Below are 16,977 nucleotides of genomic sequence, written 5' to 3' on the forward strand. Positions count from 1 at the left end.
ACCCGACAACGCATAGAAGGACTCCCGATGCTCGCCGCAGCCCGTCACTCAGCCATCCTCGCCGAGGTTCAGCGCGAGCGGATCGTCCGCGTCGCGGACCTCGCCAAGATGCTGGGTGTCTCGCTGATGACGGTGCGGCGGGACATCGAGGCCCTCGACGCGGCCGGCGCGGTGGAGAAGATCCACGGCGGCGCGAAGCTCCCCGGCGGGGCCAGCACCCACGAGCCGGGCTTCGAGCTGAAGATGACCCAGCTCAAGGACGAGAAGATGGCCATCGCCCAGGAGGCGGCGGCCCAGGTCCGGGAGGGGATGGCGGTGGGCCTCAGCGCCGGCACCACCACCTGGGCGCTGGCGCAGCTGCTCACGGCCGGGCCGCAGATCACCCTGGTGACCAATTCGGTGCGGATCGCGGACACGTTCCACCAGAGTTCCTCCCCGTCCACGGTGATCCTCACCGGCGGCCAGCGCACCCCCTCGGACGCCCTGGTGGGGCCGCTGGCCACTTCCTCGCTCCGGCAGCTGCACCTGGACGTGCTCTTCCTGGGCGTCCACGGGGTGGACCCGGATGCCGGGTTCACCACGCCGAATGTGCTGGAAGCCGAAACGGACCGGGCCTTCGTGGCCGCGGCCCGGCGGGTGGTGGTCCTGGCCGACCACACCAAGTGGGGCACGCTTGGCATCAGCACCATTGCCGCCCTCGAGGACGCCGACGAACTGATCAGCGACGACCTCCTGGGCATCGAGGCCCGGCGCATCCTCGGCGAGCGCGTGGGCCGGTTGCGGCTGGCCCCCACGCACACCGCGGGCGCGGCCACCGGCTGAGCCGCTCCCCCCATCCCCTACCCTCCCTCTGAATCCCCGAACCTGACGACGCCTGGAGCTGCAGTGAACAACCCGGACCTGAACCTTGCCCCGGAGAGCCGGACCCCGGCCACTCCGGCGGCGCCCGCGCCGCTGTACCTGCGCCGCTCCGGCACCGCCTTGCTGCTGGACTTCCGTACCAGCGAGCCCGCCCTGCTGCACTTCGGCGCGGACCTCGGCCCGGAGCTGCCGGACCTGTCGCTCCTGACCGACCCGGTGCCGCACTCGGCCCTGGATGTTCCGGTGACCCTGGGCCTGGTCCCGCAGGCCTCCTCCGGCTGGCGCGGCCGGCCCGGCCTGCGCGGCCACCGCGGGGGCACCGCGTTCTCGCCCCGGCTGCGGCTGGTCTCCGTGGAGGCGGATCCCGGCGACGCCGCCTCCGCGGTCCTCACCCAGGCCGACCCGGACGCAGGAATCACCGTGCGCACCGAACTCCGGCTCAACGACGGCGGGCTGCTGCAGCTGCGCCACACCCTGGTCAACGACGGCGGCTCCCCCTACACCGTGGAGGAACTTGCCGCGGTGCTGCCCGTGGGCCGCGCGGCCGCGGAGGTCCTGGACCTCACTGGCCGCTGGTGCCGGGAATCCCACCCGCAGCGGCTCCCCCTGCACCAGGGCACCTGGGTCCGGTCCGGCCGGCACGGCCGCACCGGCCACGACGCCTCGCTGCTCCTGGCCGCCGGCACCCCCGGCTTCGGCTACCGGCACGGGCAGGTCTGGGCCGTGCACCTGGGCTGGAGCGGCAACCACGAGAGCTTCGTGGACACCACCGGCGACGGCCGCACCGTCATCGGCGCCTCCGAACTCCTCGGATCCTCCGAGGTCACCCTCGCCCCCGGCGAAAGCTACGAGACCCCGTGGCTGTTCGCCGCCTACTCGGACGCCGGCCTGGACGGCATCACCGCCGCGTTCTACGCCTGGTTCCGCGCCCGCCCGCAGCACCCCACCGCCGTCAAGCCCCGGCCCGTGGTGCTCAACGTCTGGGAGGCCGTCTACTTCGACCACCGGCTGCCGGCCCTGCTGGACCTCGCCGCCACCGCCGCCGCGCTCGGCGTTGAACGTTACGTCCTCGACGACGGCTGGTTCCGCGGCCGCCGGAACGACACCGCGGGCCTGGGCGACTGGTACGTGGACGAGGACCTCTGGCCGGACGGTCTGACCCCGCTGATCGACGCCGTCACCGGCCACGGCATGGAATTTGGTCTCTGGGTGGAACCGGAAATGGTCAACGAGGACTCTGACCTGGCCCGCGCGCACCCCGACTGGATCGCAGGACCCGTCACCGGCGGCGCCGCTGGTGCCGCCGCTGGGCCCGCTTCGGCCGGCCGGCTGCCCGAGCGCTGGCGGCACCAGCAGGTCCTGGACCTGGTGAACCCCGAGGCCTGGCAGTACATCTACGACCGGCTCGACGCCCTGCTGAGCGGGAACCGGATCAGTTACCTCAAGTGGGACCAGAACCGGGACCTGACCGAGATGGGCCACGACGGCCGGCCCTCCGTCCACGCCCAGACCCGCGCGGTCTACCGGCTGCTGGACGCCCTGCGCGAGGCCCACCCGGACGTCGAGATCGAAAGCTGCTCCTCCGGCGGCGCCCGCGTGGACCTGGGCATCCTGGAACGCACCGACCGGGTCTGGGGATCGGACTGCAACGACGCCCTGGAGCGCCAGACCATCCAGCGCTGGACCGGGATGGTGGTCCCGCCCGAGCTGGTGGGCTCCCACATCGGACCCACCCGCAGCCACACCACGGCCCGCACCCACGACCTGTCCTTCCGCGCGGTCACCGCGATATTCGGCCACTTCGGCCTGGAATGGGACATCCGGCACCTCGAATCCGCCGAGCGGGACGAACTCGCCGGGGCGATCGCCCTGTTCAAGGAGTACCGGGGGCTGCTGCACAGCGGCCGGATGGTCCGGGCGGACGAACCGGACCCGGCGCTGCGGCTGCACGGGGTGGTGGCGCACGACGGCGGGGAGGCCCTGTTCGCCCTGGTGTCCGTGGCCACCTCGTTCGCCGAAATCCCCGGCCGGGTCTGCCTGCCGGGCCTGGACCCGGACACCCGGTACCGGGTCGAGGCGGTCTACCCCGCCGCGACGGACCGCGGCGCCTACCTCCAGACCGCACCGCCGGGCTGGCTGGCCGGCGGCGTGGAGGCCACCGGCCGGTTCCTGGCCGGATCGGGCCTGCCGATGCCGGTCCTGAACCCGGAGCACGGCGTGCTCCTGTCCGTCCGCCGGGCCGGCGGCGGCGCACCCCACAGCGGCACCCCGGTAAGGAACTCCTAGCATGGAACAGATCACCAAACGCGCCTACAAGCTCTCCGACGGGCGGGACCTGATCTACTTCGACGACGCGGACACCACGCTGCCGCCGGACCGCGGCCCGGACCTGCGCGAACCCATGGATCGGCCGGAAACCGCTACCATGCGCCAGGACGTGCTGACCGGCGAGTGGATCTCCATCGCGGCGGCCCGGCAGAACCGCGTGGTCCTGCCGCCCACCCACCGGGACCCGCTGGCCCCGGCGTCGCGTGACAACCCCTCCGAAATCCCCAGCCGCTACGACGTCGCCGTCTTCGAGAACAAGTCCCCCTCCTTCGGCCCGGACCTCACCGGCCCGGACGCCCCCGATGGGTTGGAGGACCTGGCCCGGATCGGCCTGGGCCGCAGCCGGCAGGCGGTGGGCCGCTGCGAGGTGGTCTGCTTCTCCCCCGAACACACCGGATCCCTCGCCGGCCTGTCCCGGTCCCGGATGCGGACCGTGGTGGAGGCCTGGGCGGACCGCACCGCCGCGCTCTCCGCGCTGCCCGGCGTCGAACAGGTCTTCCCGTTCGAGAACCGCGGCGAGGCGATCGGCGTGACCCTGCACCACCCGCACGGCCAGATCTACGCCTACCCGTACATCACCCCCCGCACCTCCCAGCTGATCCGCACCCTGGCGGACTACGAGGGGTCCCTCTTCGAGGACATCCTCGCCTTCGAACGGAACTCCGAGCGGGTGCTGCTGCAGGGTGAGCACTGGACAGCGTTCGTGCCGTTCGCGGCGCGCTGGCCCTTGGAGGTCCACATTTTGCCGCACCGGCACGTCCCGGACCTCGCCGGCACCACCGACGCCGAACGGGACGAATTCGCCGGCCTCTACGGGCGGCTGCTGCGCGGCGTCGACGCCCTGTACGACACCCCCACCCCGTACATTTCGGCGTGGCACCAGGCCCCGGTCAACGCCCACCGGGACGACATCCGGCTCATGCTGCAGCTGACCTCGCCCCGGCGGGAGAAGAACAAGCTGAAGTACCTGGCCGGGTCGGAAGCCGCCATGGGCGCCTTCATCGCCGACATCCCCCCGGAAACCGCCGCGGCCCGGCTGCGCGAAGCCATCGCCACCGCCGACGCCGCCACCGGCATCCCCACCACGTAGCAGGAAGAACCACCCGCCATGACTGAACTCTCCCAGCAGGGACGCGACTACTTCGCCGGCCAGTTCGGCCACCAACCCGAGGGGATCTGGTCCGCCCCGGGCCGCGTGAACCTCATCGGCGAGCACACCGACTACAACGACGGCTTCGCCTTCCCCATCGCGATCGAGAAGCGCGCGGCCGTCGCCGCGTCCCGCCGGGAGGACCGGCGGCTGCGGGTGGCCAGCGACTCCTTCCCCGGCGTCGTCGACGTCGGACTCGACGGCCTGGACCCGGACGCGCTGCAGGGCTGGTCCGGCTACCCCCTTGGCGTCGCCTGGGCCATGGCGGAGGCGCTGAGGAGCGCGGGCCGCGACGTTTCGCAGCTGCCCGGCGTGGACCTTGCGCTCACCTCCGACGTTCCCGCCGGCGCCGGCCTCTCCTCCTCCGCCGCGGTCGAATGTTCCGTGGCACTGGCCCTGGACGAGCTCTGGGACGCGGGCCTGGACCGGCAGGAGCTCGCCCGGATCGGCCAGCTCGCGGAGAACCGCGTGGTCGGTGCACCCACCGGCATCATGGACCAGTCCGCCTCGCTGCTGGGCGAACCGGACCACGGCATCCTGCTGGACTGCCAGAGCATGGTGACCGAGATCGTCCCGCTCGGGTTCGAGTCCGCCGGCGTGGGCCTGCTGGTCATCGACACCCGCACCAGCCACTCACACTCCGACGGCGGCTACGCCAGCCGCCGCCGCTCCTGCGAGGAGGGCGCGGAGGCGATGGGCGTACGCAGCCTGCGCGGCCTGGGTCCGGGAGACCTGCCCCGCGCCGAGGCCACCCTGGAGCCGGTGACGTTCCGCCGGGTCCGGCACATCATCACCGAGAACCAGCGGGTCCTGGACACGGTGGCCACCCTGCGCAGCCACGGCGCCGCCGCCATCGGCCCGTTCCTGAACGCCTCGCACGTCTCCATGCGGGACGACTTCGAGATCTCCACCCCGGAACTGGACCTCGCGGTCTCCACCGCCCAGTCCCTCGGTGCGATCGGCGCGCGGATGACCGGCGGCGGGTTCGGCGGGGCGGCCATCGCCCTGGTCCGGGACGCCGACGCCGAGACCGTCGCCCGCGGGGTGCTCGAGGCCTTCGACAAGGCGGGCTTCACCGCCCCGCACATCTTCCCGGTCACCGCGGCCGAGGGCGCCCGGCGCGAGCCGGCGTTCGAGGAGGCCTAGGGCTAGACCCGGGCCAGCCCGGCGACCTCGGCGAGCAGTTCCACGGACCGCAGCCGGTCCTCGACCCGGGGGCTCTGGTGCGCCACGATCAGCTCGTCGGCGTCGGCGTGCTTCGTGAAGCCGTCCAGGTACTCCATGACGGCGTCGGAGGTACCGACGGCGGAGTACTTCATCATCTGTGCCATGTGCTGGCCCTGCGGGGAGTCCAGGATCATGTCCGCCTCATCGTCGCTGAAGACCCGGCCGTTGCCGAAGAACAGGGACACCCGGGCGCGCTTGGTGGCCTGGAACATCTCCTGCGCGTCGGAGGCGGAGTCCGCGGCAATCACGTTCACGGCGGCGATCACGTGCGGTGCGTCGAGCTGCTCAGAGGGCCGGAACTCGCGGCGGTAGATCGCGACGGCGTCCTGCAGCGCGTTCGGCGCGAAGTGCGAAGCGAACGCGTAGGGCAGGCCCAGCTGCGCGGCCAGGCGGGCGCCGAAGAGGGACGAGCCCAGGATGTACAGCGGCACGTTGGTGCCCTTGCCCGGGATGGCCTCCACGCCCTGGATCCGGCTGTTGCCGGTGAGGTAGCCCTGCAGCTCCAGCACGTCCTGCGGGAAGCTGTCGGCGCTCATCGGGTCGCGGCGCAGCGCCCGCATGGTGTTCTGGTCGCTGCCGGGGGCACGGCCCAGGCCCAGGTCGATCCGGCCCGGGTGCAGCGTTTCCAGGGTGCCGAACTGCTCGGCGATGGTCAGCGGAGAGTGGTTGGGCAGCATGACGCCGCCGGCGCCAAGCCGGATGCTCTTGGTCTGCGACGCGACATGGGCGATCAGGACGCTGGTCGCGGAGGAGGCGATCGTGGACATGTTGTGGTGCTCGGCGTACCAGATGCGGCGGTAGCCCAGCTCCTCGGCCCGCTGCGCCACGGCAACGCTGCCGGCGAAGCTTTCTGCCGCCGTCTGGCCCTTGCCGATGATTGCGAGGTCAAGGATGGAAAGCGGAACAGTCACGGAAAAGCCGGCCTTTCGTAGCGGAAAGTGTGGGAAGTGCGGTGTGAGGAATGCCGGGCCATCCTGCGGCCGGGCGCCTACAGGTGGCAACGACGGCGGTGCCCGTCTTATTTCTGCCAATCTCCGTTGCGGCCGCCACACCGGCGGAATACTCAGCACCCTTACTGTGTTGGCCTTGCCATGAGCCACGAGACAACAGAGCACCAGGAAGTATCCGCCACGATCGACCTGCCGGGCGTCGGAACCGTCCACCGGCTCGGCTTCGGTGCCATGCGCATCGTCGGCGACGGCGTGTGGGGCGAGCCGGCCGACCGTGCCGCCGCCGTCGCCGTCGTCCGCCGCGCCGTCGAGCTCGGCGTCGACTTCATCGACACCGCCGACTCCTACGGCCCCAACATCAGCGAGGAAATCCTGGCCGAGGCGCTGCACCCGTACCCGGCGGGCCTGAAGATCGCCACCAAGGTGGGCTTCACGCGCACCGGGCCGGATCAGTGGATCCCCGTCGGCCGTCCGGAGTACCTGCGCCAGCAGACCGAACTGAGCCTGCGCAAGCTCAAGGTCGACGCCCTGGACCTGCTGCAGCTGCACCGGATCGACCCCAAGGTCGACGCCGAGGAGCAGTTCGGCGTGCTCCGCGAGTTGCTTGACGAGGGCAAGGTCAAGGCCCTGGGCCTGTCGCAGGTCAGCGTGGCCGAGCTGGAACAGGCCGGCAAGCACTTCACCGTTTCCACCGTGCAGAACCGTTACAACCTGACCGACCGCAGCTCCGAGGATGTCCTCGACTACGCCGGGGAGAAGGGCATCGGCTTCATTCCCTGGGCCCCCATCTCCGCCGGCGAACTCGCCCGGCCGGGCGGACCGCTGGACGAGGCCGCCAAGCGCCTCGGCGCCACCACCTCGCAGGTGGCCCTGGCCTGGCTGCTGCGCCGCTCCCCCGTGATGATGCCCATCCCCGGCACCGGTTCCGTCAAGCACCTCGAGGAAAACCTCGCGGCCGCCGGAGTCGTCCTCGATGACGCCACCTTCGCCGAGCTCAACGACGCCCGCTAGAGACCACCCTCCCCCTCATAACCCCACCGCCGGGTCCGCCCGGCAGAACAGGAGCACACCATGGCCAACATCCTGATGGTCGTATCCGCCGCCGATTCCCTCACCATGCGTGACGGCAGCCAGCACCCCACCGGTTTCTGGGCCGAGGAGCTCGTCGTCTCCCACCAGGAGCTGATCAAGGCCGGCCACACCGTCCACATCGCCACCCCCGGCGGCGCCAAGCCCACCGTGGACCAGGTCAGCCTGCAGGCGGACCAGGCCGGCGGCCAGGAGCGCGCGGACGGCTTCCGCTCCTACCTGGACAAGATCGACGGCGAGCTCTCCTCCCCGCTGGTGCTCGCCGACGTCGACCTCTCCGGCTACGACGCCGTGGTCATGCCCGGCGGCCACGGCCCGATGGCCGACCTGTACCAGGACGCCGCCCTCGGCAAGCTCCTGACCCAGGCCAACAACGACGGCAAGATCATCGCCCCGTTCTGCCACGGCCCCGCCGGCCTGCTCAGCGCGGTCGACGGCGACGGCACCTTCGCCTTCGCCGGCCGCCGCGTCACGGTCTTCACCAACGAGGAGGAACTCGGCGGCGGCACCGGCGAGAACACCCCGTGGTTCGTCGAGGACGAGCTCAAGAACAAGGGCGCCGTCGTGGACAACGGCGGAGCCTGGACCTCCCACGTGATCCGGGACGGCAACCTGATCAGCGGCCAGAACCCGCAGTCCAGCGCGGACGTGGCCCATGAAGTCATCAAGGCGCTCACCGACGCAAAGTAATTCCGGCCGACGCCGGGTCCGGGCAACCGGACCCGGCTAAGCTAGCCGCATGGCGATCAAATCCACCGCAGATAAAGTAGCCGCACTCCAAAAGGGATACACCCTGGAGGGTCCCACGATTGAGCTGGGAGCAGCGATCGTCGACGGCGAGCTGCACAAGGAAGCACCGGTCCGCCTGCCGCTGGCCATGATGAACCGGCACGGCCTGGTGGCCGGAGCCACCGGCACCGGCAAGACCGTGACACTGCACATGATGGCCGAACAGCTCTCCACCGCGGGGGTACCGGTGTTCCTCGCGGACATCAAGGGCGACCTCTCCGGCCTCGCCACCGCGGCCACCGGCTCCGAGAAACTCAAGGCCCGCACCGACAGCATCGGCCAGCCCTGGTCCGGTAAGACCTTCCCGGTGGAATTCCTCGCCCTCGGCGGCGACGGCGCCGGCGTGCCGGTCCGCGCCACGGTCACCTCCTTCGGCCCGATCCTGCTCTCCCGGATCATGGATCTGAACGAGACCCAGGAATCCAGCCTGCAGCTGGTGTTCCACTTCGCGGACAAGAACAACCTCGAACTCATCGACCTCAAGGACCTCCGCGCGGTCATCCAGTTCCTGACCTCTGACGAGGGCAAGGAAGCCCTCCAGGACCTCGGCGGGCTCTCCAAGGCCACGGCCGGCGTCATCCTCCGCGAACTGATCACCCTCGAGGCCCAGGGCATGGAGAAATTCTTCGGCGAGCCCGAGTTCAACACCGCCGAACTGCTCCGCACCGCCCCCGACGGCCGCGGCGTGGTCTCCTGCCTGGAGCTCCCCACCCTGCAGACCAAGCCGATGCTGTTCTCCACCTTCCTGATGTGGCTGCTGGCGGACCTGTTCGAGGACCTGCCCGAGGCCGGGGACCTGGACAAGCCGAAGCTGGTCTTCTTTCTCGACGAGGCGCACCTGCTCTTCAACGGCGCCTCCAAGGCCTTCCTCGACGCCATCACCACCACCGTGCGGCTGATCCGCTCCAAGGGCGTCGGCATCTTCTTCGTCACCCAGACCCCGAAGGATGTCCCCGCCGACGTCCTGGGCCAGCTGGCCAACCGGGTGCAGCACGCGCTGCGGGCCTTCACCCCGGAGGACGCGAAGGCCCTCAAGGCCACCGTCTCGACCTTTCCGGTCAGCGACTACGACCTGGAGGAGACTCTGACGACAGCGGGCATCGGCGAGGCCGTCATCACCGTCATGAACGAGAAGGGCGCACCCACCCCGGTGGCGCTGACCCGGCTGCGCGCCCCGGAGTCCGTGATGGGTCCCAGCGAGCCCGCCCTGGTGGCCAGCACCGTGGCGGCCTCATCGTTGCTGGCCGCATATGGCACCGCCGTGGACAACGTTTCGGCCTACGAGAAGCTCTCCGGCAAGGCGGCCGCGCCCACCGGCCAGGCCGCCGGACCGGGCTCCGCGCCGGAGACCGGGGCGGCGCCGGCTGGCACGCCCACCGACGTCGACGCCGACGCGCGGCGGATCGAGGAGGAAATCCTCGGCCGCCCGAGCAGCCGCCCGGCCCCCGCTCCCGAACCCCGGCGCGCCCCGCAGGCCACGCCCGCCCCGCAACAGGGCGGCGGCATGGCCGGTGACCTGGCCGGCGCCCTGGGCGGCGCTCTCGGCGGCGGGCTGAAGAGCATGGCAAGGTCCCTGGGCACCCAGTTGGGCCGCGAACTGCTGCGCGGCGTCTTCGGCACGTCCTCCCGGAGCCGGCGCCGCTGACGCCCAAGGGGTCTGGCGGTGGCTTCGCCGTGGCCCGACTGCAGCTTCTCTGGGGTCTAGTTGGGGGTGTCCGGCCGTCATGCGCGGACGTCGTGACACCGGGATTTGGCGGGGCGGCAGGTAACGTAAGAATCGTGCAGATGAGTCAGGCCGTCGTCAAAACCGCAGCCCTGTGGCTGCTGGGCCTGATGCTGGCAGTGGCAGGCGCCGTCGTCGCCATCAACGTCGTTAATAATTCCCTGGCCAGCCCGCAGCAGCCGGTTCGCGAATATCTGGACGCGTTGCGCCAGGGTGAGGGCGCCAAAGCCTTGGGCCTACTGCACGCGTCCGTCCCCAAGAGCAACGCCGCCATGCTGGACGGCGCCGGGTTGAAGGCGGCCGCGGCGCGCCTCTCCGACGTCTCGGTGGGCCGTGCGGAGGACCGGGGCGGTAACCGGGTGATGGTGCCGATCGATTACAGCATCGACGGCAGCCGCCAGCGCACGGAGTTCCTGCTCCAGGGCTCGGACCCGCAGTGGCTGTTCTTCCGGGACTGGTCCTTCGTACCCACCACGCTTCCGGTCCTGGACGTCACCGTGGTCAACTCCAACCACGCCGCGCTCAACGGGGTTCCGGTCAACATGCCCAACGGCCGCAACAGCTTCGCCGTGTTCTACCCCGGCCAGTACGAGGCGTCCCTGAACAGCCAGTACTTCGCGGCGCCCCCGTCCCGGACCACGCTGACCGGCAAGGACGCCCCGGCGGCGCCGCTGAACCTGCTGACCCGCGCCACCGACGGGCTCAAGAGCGCCGTCGCGGCCAAGGTCAAGGAATTCCTGGACACCTGCGCGGACCAAGCGGACAAGAAGCAGCAGCTCCAGCCGGACTGCCCGTTCTACCACGCCACCAACAACCGGGTGGTGGACGGCACCATCGACTGGAGCATCACCGACTACCCGGTGGTCAGCATCGAACCCTTCGGCGGCCGCTGGGTGGTGGCTCCGCTGGATGGCAAGGCCCGGATCAAGGCCCGCCAGGTAGACCTGTTCACGGGCGCCGTCACCGAACTGAACGCCGTCCACGACTTCAGCTTCACGGCCCGCCTGGACGTCGACGGGGACTCGGTGAAGCTCACCCCGCAGCTGACCGGTTAGTTTTTGTACCGCCTGCCAGCAGCGCGCGGAGGCATAAAAGGGCCGGTCCGGGTCAGACCCGGACCGGCCCGGTCGCCCTTAGTCCATTCCGCGCAGGTCCAGCAACAGCTCGGTGTCACCGTCGGGCTGCAGGCTCACCGGGATGCCCCAGTCCTGCTGGTACAGGTGGCAGGCCGCGTGGTCCGGGATCTCGCCGTCGGCGTCCTCGGGGCCGTCACAGGCGGCCGCGCGGGCCGTGATGTGCAGGACGCCCTCGGGAACGTCGGAAGCCAGCTCCAGGGTGCGGAGCAGCCCCACGGAGGTCCCGCCACCGGCCACCAGCAGCTCCGGCGGGGTGGAGGAGATCTTCAGCTGCGTCGGGTCGCCCCAGCGGTCGTCCAGCTTCTGCCCGGTCGGGGCGGTGAAGCGGACCGTCAGGGACAGCAGTCCGGGCGCCACCGGGCTCTTGGGCCGCTGCGTCTGGGCGGCACCCTCGTCCACCTGCTGGGCTTCCTTGGGGATCGGCACGTACACCAGCTGGTGCTTGTTGGCCTCGACCACCACCAGCAGCGGCTCCTCGCCGGCCACGTGGGTGTGGTCCACAATCACGTCGGAGGGCTCGGACAGGCCGCGGGCCAAGGTGGACACGGTACCGGTGGCGGGGTCGTAGCGGCGGACCGCGCCGTTGTAGGTATCGGCGATCGCCACGGAGCCGTCGGGAAGCACGGTCACGCCCAGCGGGTGCTGCAGCCGCGCCTCGGCGGCCGGTCCGTCCCGGAAACCGAAGTCGAACAGGCCCTTGCCCACGGCGGACTCGACGGTGACGCTGCGGTCCTCGCCGATCACCAGCTTCCGGAGCGCGGAGGTCTCGGAGTCGGCCACCCAGATGTTGCCGTCGGCGTCCTCGGCGAGGCCGGAGGACTGGGCGAACCAGGCCTCGGCGGCCGGGCCGTCAAGGAGCCCCTCGAGGCCGTTGCCGGCGACGATGGTGACGGCCCCGGTCGCTGGGTCGAAGCCGAAGATCTGGTGCACCCCGGCCATGGCCACGACCACGGCGTTGAGCTTGGCGGACCAGACGACATCCCACGGCGAGCTGAGCGCCACCTTCAGCGGGTCGGCTTCCAGCGGGGCACCGTAGGCGGCACCTTCCTCGTCCACCCGGGCGGGCCCGGTCTCGAGGAGCCGCTGGATGCCGTTGCCGGCCAGGGTGGTGGCCTCTCCGGTGCGGAGCGAGAGCCCGCGGAGCCGGTGGTTGACCGAGTCGGCGATCACGACGTCGTAGCCGGCCTGGTCGGCCACGTCCTGGGGCAGCAGCACCAGGCCCTGGGGTTCGTTGAAGCGGGCGTCGGCGGGGGCGCCGTCGGCGTACCCCTTCTCGCCCGAGCCGTACGTGCCCAGCACCGTCTCGAAGTCAGTGGAGAGTTCCACCAGGCGGTGGTGGCCGGTGTCGGTGACCAGCCAGGACCCGGCGTCGCCGGCTGCCTCGGAGCCGCGGCCGGCGGGCAGGTAGAGGGCCTTGCCGGGGAAGCGGAGGGTGCCCGACGTCGGTTCCGGCGCCACGTACGGGCCGTCGCCGCGGTGCAGGGTGCCCTTGGCCTCGTGTTCGGCGATGAGTTCGGGGATCAGCACGGCCAGGCCGTCGGCGTGCCCCTCACCGGAGAGGTGCGCCACGATGTAGCCCTCGGGGTCGACCACCACCAGGGTGGGCCAGGCACGGGCGGTGTACGCCTTCCAGGTCTCCAGCTCCGGGTCGTCCAGGACCGGGTGGCGGATCTCGTAGCGTTCGACGGCGGCGGCGAGGGCAACCGGGTCCGCCTCGTGCTCGAACTTGGGCGAGTGCACGCCCACGGTCACCAGGACGTCCGAGTACTCCTGCTCGAGGGGGCGCAGCTCGTCCAGGACGTGCAGGCAGTTGATGCAGCAGAAGGTCCAGAAATCCAGCAGCACGATCTTGCCGCGCAGGGATTCGAGGTCCAGGGACTTGCCGCCGGTGTTCAACCAGCCGCGTCCCACGAGTTCGGAGGCCCGGACCCGGTGGTGGGTGCGTACTGTTTCGCTCATCAGCGTCCTTCCAGCTTGGAGTTGCGGTCGGCCAGCTTCGCGTCGCGTTCGGCGAGCTTGGCAAACATATCGTTGTAAGCGGTGAGATCGGCGTCGTTATTCCTGTCCGCCGCGCGGTCGGTGCGCTTGGACTCGCGTGCGTCGGAGCGGGACCACTGGACGGCGACGCCGATCGCCACCAGCAGTGTGGGTACCTCGCCGATGCCCCAGGCCACGGCCCCGCCGGTCTGCTGGTCCAGCAGCGCCGACTGTCCCCAGGCCCTGCCGAGGTTGCCGAAGTAGTCCGCGGCGAGCAACCCGGTGCCGCCCATGATGGAGACGCCGAAGAAGGCGTGGAAGCCCATCGTGGCCAGCAGCAGCACCAAGCGCATCGGGTACGCGGCCCGCCGCGGCAGCGGATCAATGCCAATCATGGTGAGCACGAAGATGTAGCCGGTCAGGAGGAAGTGCAGGTTCATCAGCTCGTGGCCCACATGGTCGCGCATGGCGTAGCCGAACGCATCCGAGAAGTAGAACAGGATGATGGACCCGGCGAAGTTCGCGGCGGCGAAGAGCGGGTGCGTGACCAGCTGGGAGAACTTCGAGTGCACAAAGATCAGCAGCCATTCCCGCGGGCCGCGCGAGCTGTCCCGACGCGCGGTGAGGGCGCGCAGCGCGAGGGTCACCGGGGCGCCGAGGACCAGGAAGATGGGCGCCACCATGGTCAGGGCCATGTGGTCCACCATGTGCGCGGAGAACAGCACCCGGCCGTAGACCGACGGCGGCCCGGAGGTGATGTAGGTCAGGACGATCAGGCCGATGATCCAGTTCGCCGTCCGGAACCAGGACCATGAGTCTCCCCGCTTGGTGACCTTCCGGACGCCCAGCAGGTAGGAGACCAGGCCGGCGGCGGCCACGGCCACCCAGAGCCAGTCGAAGCGCCATTCGGTGAGCCAGCGCTCCGGGGTCAGCTCGGGCGGCAGCTCGTAGCCTGAGAGGATGAACGCCGGGGAGGCGTCGGGGGCGAACGTGGTGGGCTGCGGCGGCGCGGAGCGGCCGAGGGCCACCGCCAGGCCGGAGGTGGCGCCCATGATGAGAAGTTCTACGGCGATCAGCTGCCAGAGCACCCGGCGGGCCGTCTTGCCGTGGCCCGTCGCGCCCAGCTGTGGGATCACCCACTGCCGGTGCATGAAGCCCACGCCGCCGAGGATCAGGGTGGCGGCGGCCTTGGCCATGATCAGCTGCCCGTAGGGAGAGCCGAAGAGGTCGGCCCAGCTGGAGACCCGGATGCTGGCGTTGATGATGCCGGAGCCGAAGACCAGGGCGAAGGCGAATCCGGCCAGTGCGGAGAACCTCCGCAGGGTGGGCTCGGTGATGTCGGCCTTGCCGCCGGAGCTGGTGAGAATTTGGGAGAGGAGGGCGAGCATGACGATGCCGCCCACCCAGGCGGACACGCCGGCCAGGTGCAGGGCCAGGGAGTTGATCGCGCCCTCGTGGTCGTTCGAGCTGGCGGAGTGGCCGATCAGCGCCTGCGGGATCAGGCCGCCCGCGGCGATCACCAGCGTGATGGCCAGCGCGCCCCGGGAGCGGATGCCGAAGAGGGCGGTGGTCACGACGGCGGCGATGATGACGACGGCGAGCCAGGCCCGGCCGGTGTCGATGTCCGTCATGTAGTAGACAAGCGACTTGGTGAACTGCGGGTCGCCAGCGAGGGTCTGGCCGGCGATGTCGGCGTAGCTGAGAACCAAGACCGCGACGGCAGACAGCGTCCAGACGACGCCGGCGATCGCCGTGACGGACAGCGCCCGGGTGAAGGCCGGGTGTTCCGGGGCGTTTTTGTCCCGGGAGGCCTTGCGGGTGGAGTTCCGCGGCAGGATGCCGACGGCGAAGATGAGGCCGCCGATGACGGTGGCGATGGAGATGTTGTGCAGCGCCTTGGTGACCGGCAGGCCCCAGCGGACCAGGGCACCGGGGTCGGAGACCGCGCGGGCACCCGCCGCGCCCGAGAACAGAAGCCCGGTGATCAGTGCGGCGAAGAGTGCCGCCAGCCCGGCCCACAGCCACGGCTGCGTGATGCCGGGGGCGCCGGAGCCAGCCGGTCCGCCCTGCCGGGAGGACGCTGCCGGGCTCTGGGTTCTCGTAGCAAAAGGCACAGTTCCATTGTCCGCTACTGCCGCCGCCGGGCCGAATCCGGCGTCACGGGCCCGCGGCCGCTGGCGCGAGGTTTAAACGCAAAGGAGCGGCAACCCGTGAGGGGTTGCCGCTCCTTCAAGCGTGGAAGAAGACTACTTCTTCTTGGCGACGGCGGCCTTCAGCTTGGAGCCTGCGGTCAGCTTGACGCTGTGGCCGGCGGCGATCTGAATGGTCTCGCCGGTCTGCGGGTTGCGGCCGGTGCGGGCAGCGCGGTCGGTGCGCTCGACGGCGAGCCAGCCCGGGATGGTGATCTTTTCGCCCGCGGCGACAGAGGTCTCGAAAACCTCGAACAGTGCATCGAGCACGGAGTTGACGGCTGCCTGGCTGGTGCCGGCCTTGCCAGCTACCTCTGAAACAAGTTCACTACGGTTCTTAGCCATGTATGTCCTCCTGGACTGATCTAATTTCTGAAGCCTGCCCGCAGTGCGCGAGCAAGCCACTCTTCGAAAACTTACCAGCTAGGCGCCCGCGAGGAGACAAAATTCCGCGTGTTTTCGCGCTTTTTTGGTCAAAATCACGACTTCGGAGGGGTTTAGACGGCCCATTTCAGCCCTCAGCGGACGCATCAGCATCATCACTCCCAACCGGCGCATCAATAGTCGGTTCCCTGGAGGACTGAGGAACCGGCAGGGACGGCGTGCGGGAAGGGCGCACCGGTGCCGTCATCGGCCCGCCGACCAACCCCGGTTTCCCGAGACGCTCCCTCACATACTGCCCACTTTCCCCAGGCGCTCCCTCAGCTGCCGCCGGTTTCCACCGGACGCTCCCCCAGGTCAGGGCGATACTGGGGCGCTGCCTGGGTGGTTGGTCTGCGGATACCCGCTGGGTGTGAGGGAGGGAGTTCCGGGGAGCACCCGAATGTACGGAAGGGATTCCCGGGAGGGGTCCGGTTGTGAGTGGGCGGCCGATCCTGGCTGGCAGGTTAGGCAGCCGTGGTGGTGGTTAAAGTGGGAGAGCCTCCAACCTGGTGGTTGGAGGCTCTCGACCTAAATGATGTTCCGGCGGTGACCTACTCTCCCACACCCTCCCGGGTGCAGTACCATCGGCGCTGTGGGTCTTAGCTTCCGGGTTCGGAATGGGACCGGGCGTTTCCCCCACGCTATGACCGCCGTAACCCTGTTACCCGCTCCCCTGGTCGTGCCGCCCCTGTGTGGGGTGGCTTTTTCCTGGGGTGGGAAGTCTGTGGTTACAACTCCTGCCCTGGGGCAGGTGGTGGTGTTGTATTCAATTATGGTTCGGTTCCGTGCAACACAACCCGGTGGTGGGTTTGTTGGTTGGGAACCACATAGTGGACGCAAGCAGTCTTGTTCTTCATACCCACCCCGCTGTGGTCCAGTCGATGCTGGCGGGGGTGGTGTGTGGTGTAAGTTATCGGCCTATTAGTACCGGTCAGCTTCACGAGTCTTTAGTCCTCGCTTCCACATCCGGCCTATCAACCCAGTGGTCTGGCTGGGGGCCTCTCACACGCAAGGTGTATGGAAATCTCATCTTGAAGCGAGCTTCCCGCTTAGATGCTTTCAGCGGTTATCCCATCCGAACGTAGCTAATCAGCGGTGCACTTGGCAGTACAACTGACACACCAGAGGTTCGTCC

At 69.8% G+C, this 16,977-nt stretch carries 12 protein-coding genes and 2 rRNA genes; 8 read left to right on the forward strand and 6 right to left on the reverse strand.

Annotated features, from left to right (window positions below; translation table 11 throughout):
* Window positions 1–27: 27 nt before the first annotated feature.
* From QWJ39_RS04260 to galK, 4 genes are all read left to right on the forward strand, one after another.
* On the forward strand, window positions 28–822 hold the full coding sequence (locus tag QWJ39_RS04260) for a DeoR/GlpR family DNA-binding transcription regulator (RefSeq protein ID WP_290256447.1): 795 nt from the start codon (window positions 28–30) through the stop codon (window positions 820–822).
* Between the two features lie 78 nt (window positions 823–900).
* The gene (locus tag QWJ39_RS04265) at window positions 901–3,147 is read left to right on the forward strand and encodes an alpha-galactosidase (RefSeq protein ID WP_290256494.1); all 2,247 of its coding nucleotides are present in this window, start codon (window positions 901–903) and stop codon (window positions 3,145–3,147) included.
* A 1-nt stretch (window position 3,148) separates the two neighbouring features.
* A complete protein-coding gene (gene galT, locus QWJ39_RS04270) occupies window positions 3,149–4,279 on the forward strand; it encodes a galactose-1-phosphate uridylyltransferase (RefSeq protein WP_290256448.1) in 1,131 nt (376 codons plus the stop codon).
* An 18-nt stretch (window positions 4,280–4,297) separates the two neighbouring features.
* A complete protein-coding gene (galK, locus tag QWJ39_RS04275; RefSeq protein ID WP_290256449.1) occupies window positions 4,298–5,485 on the forward strand; it encodes a galactokinase in 1,188 nt (395 codons plus the stop codon).
* 2 nt (window positions 5,486–5,487) lie between these two features.
* On the opposite strand, the gene QWJ39_RS04280 is transcribed toward galK, so the two are convergent.
* Window positions 5,488–6,477: an LLM class flavin-dependent oxidoreductase gene (locus QWJ39_RS04280; RefSeq protein WP_290256450.1), complete on the reverse strand. Its 990-nt coding sequence runs from the start codon at window positions 6,475–6,477 to the stop codon at window positions 5,488–5,490.
* Window positions 6,478–6,657: 180 nt separating this feature from the next.
* Here QWJ39_RS04280 and QWJ39_RS04285 point away from each other — a divergent pair, with 180 nt between their 5' ends.
* The 4 genes from QWJ39_RS04285 (at window position 6,658) to QWJ39_RS04300 (ending at window position 11,172) form a co-directional block, all read left to right on the forward strand.
* Entirely contained in the window at window positions 6,658–7,527 is an 870-nt protein-coding gene (locus tag QWJ39_RS04285; RefSeq protein ID WP_290256451.1) for an aldo/keto reductase, read from the forward strand.
* Between the two features lie 60 nt (window positions 7,528–7,587).
* Complete coding sequence (locus QWJ39_RS04290) at window positions 7,588–8,295, forward strand: type 1 glutamine amidotransferase domain-containing protein (RefSeq protein WP_290256452.1); 708 nt, start codon at window positions 7,588–7,590, stop codon at window positions 8,293–8,295.
* Window positions 8,296–8,344: 49 nt separating this feature from the next.
* Entirely contained in the window at window positions 8,345–10,039 is a 1,695-nt protein-coding gene (locus QWJ39_RS04295) for a helicase HerA-like domain-containing protein (RefSeq protein ID WP_290256453.1), read from the forward strand.
* A 140-nt stretch (window positions 10,040–10,179) separates the two neighbouring features.
* Window positions 10,180–11,172, forward strand: a complete 993-nt coding sequence (locus tag QWJ39_RS04300) for a hypothetical protein (RefSeq protein WP_290256495.1) — start codon at window positions 10,180–10,182, stop codon at window positions 11,170–11,172.
* 78 nt (window positions 11,173–11,250) lie between these two features.
* Here QWJ39_RS04300 and QWJ39_RS04305 read toward each other — a convergent pair whose 3' ends face one another.
* From QWJ39_RS04305 to QWJ39_RS04325, 5 genes are all read right to left on the reverse strand, one after another.
* A complete protein-coding gene (locus QWJ39_RS04305) occupies window positions 11,251–13,212 on the reverse strand; it encodes an NHL domain-containing thioredoxin family protein (protein ID WP_290256454.1) in 1,962 nt (653 codons plus the stop codon).
* Complete coding sequence (locus QWJ39_RS04310) at window positions 13,212–15,266, reverse strand: cytochrome c oxidase assembly protein (RefSeq protein ID WP_290256496.1); 2,055 nt, start codon at window positions 15,264–15,266, stop codon at window positions 13,212–13,214. Before QWJ39_RS04310 ends, QWJ39_RS04305 begins: the two co-directional genes overlap by 1 nt.
* Before the next feature lie 210 nt (window positions 15,267–15,476).
* Entirely contained in the window at window positions 15,477–15,764 is a 288-nt protein-coding gene (locus QWJ39_RS04315) for an HU family DNA-binding protein (RefSeq protein ID WP_056341443.1), read from the reverse strand.
* 616 nt (window positions 15,765–16,380) lie between these two features.
* Window positions 16,381–16,497: ribosomal RNA gene (gene rrf / locus QWJ39_RS04320) — 5S ribosomal RNA — on the reverse strand.
* A gap of 245 nt (window positions 16,498–16,742) precedes the next feature.
* Window positions 16,743–16,977, reverse strand: a 23S ribosomal RNA gene (locus tag QWJ39_RS04325); the annotation flags it as partial.

The sequence above is a fragment of the Arthrobacter sp. YD4 genome (genome assembly GCF_030410515.1).
GTDB lineage: Bacteria > Actinomycetota > Actinomycetes > Actinomycetales > Micrococcaceae > Arthrobacter.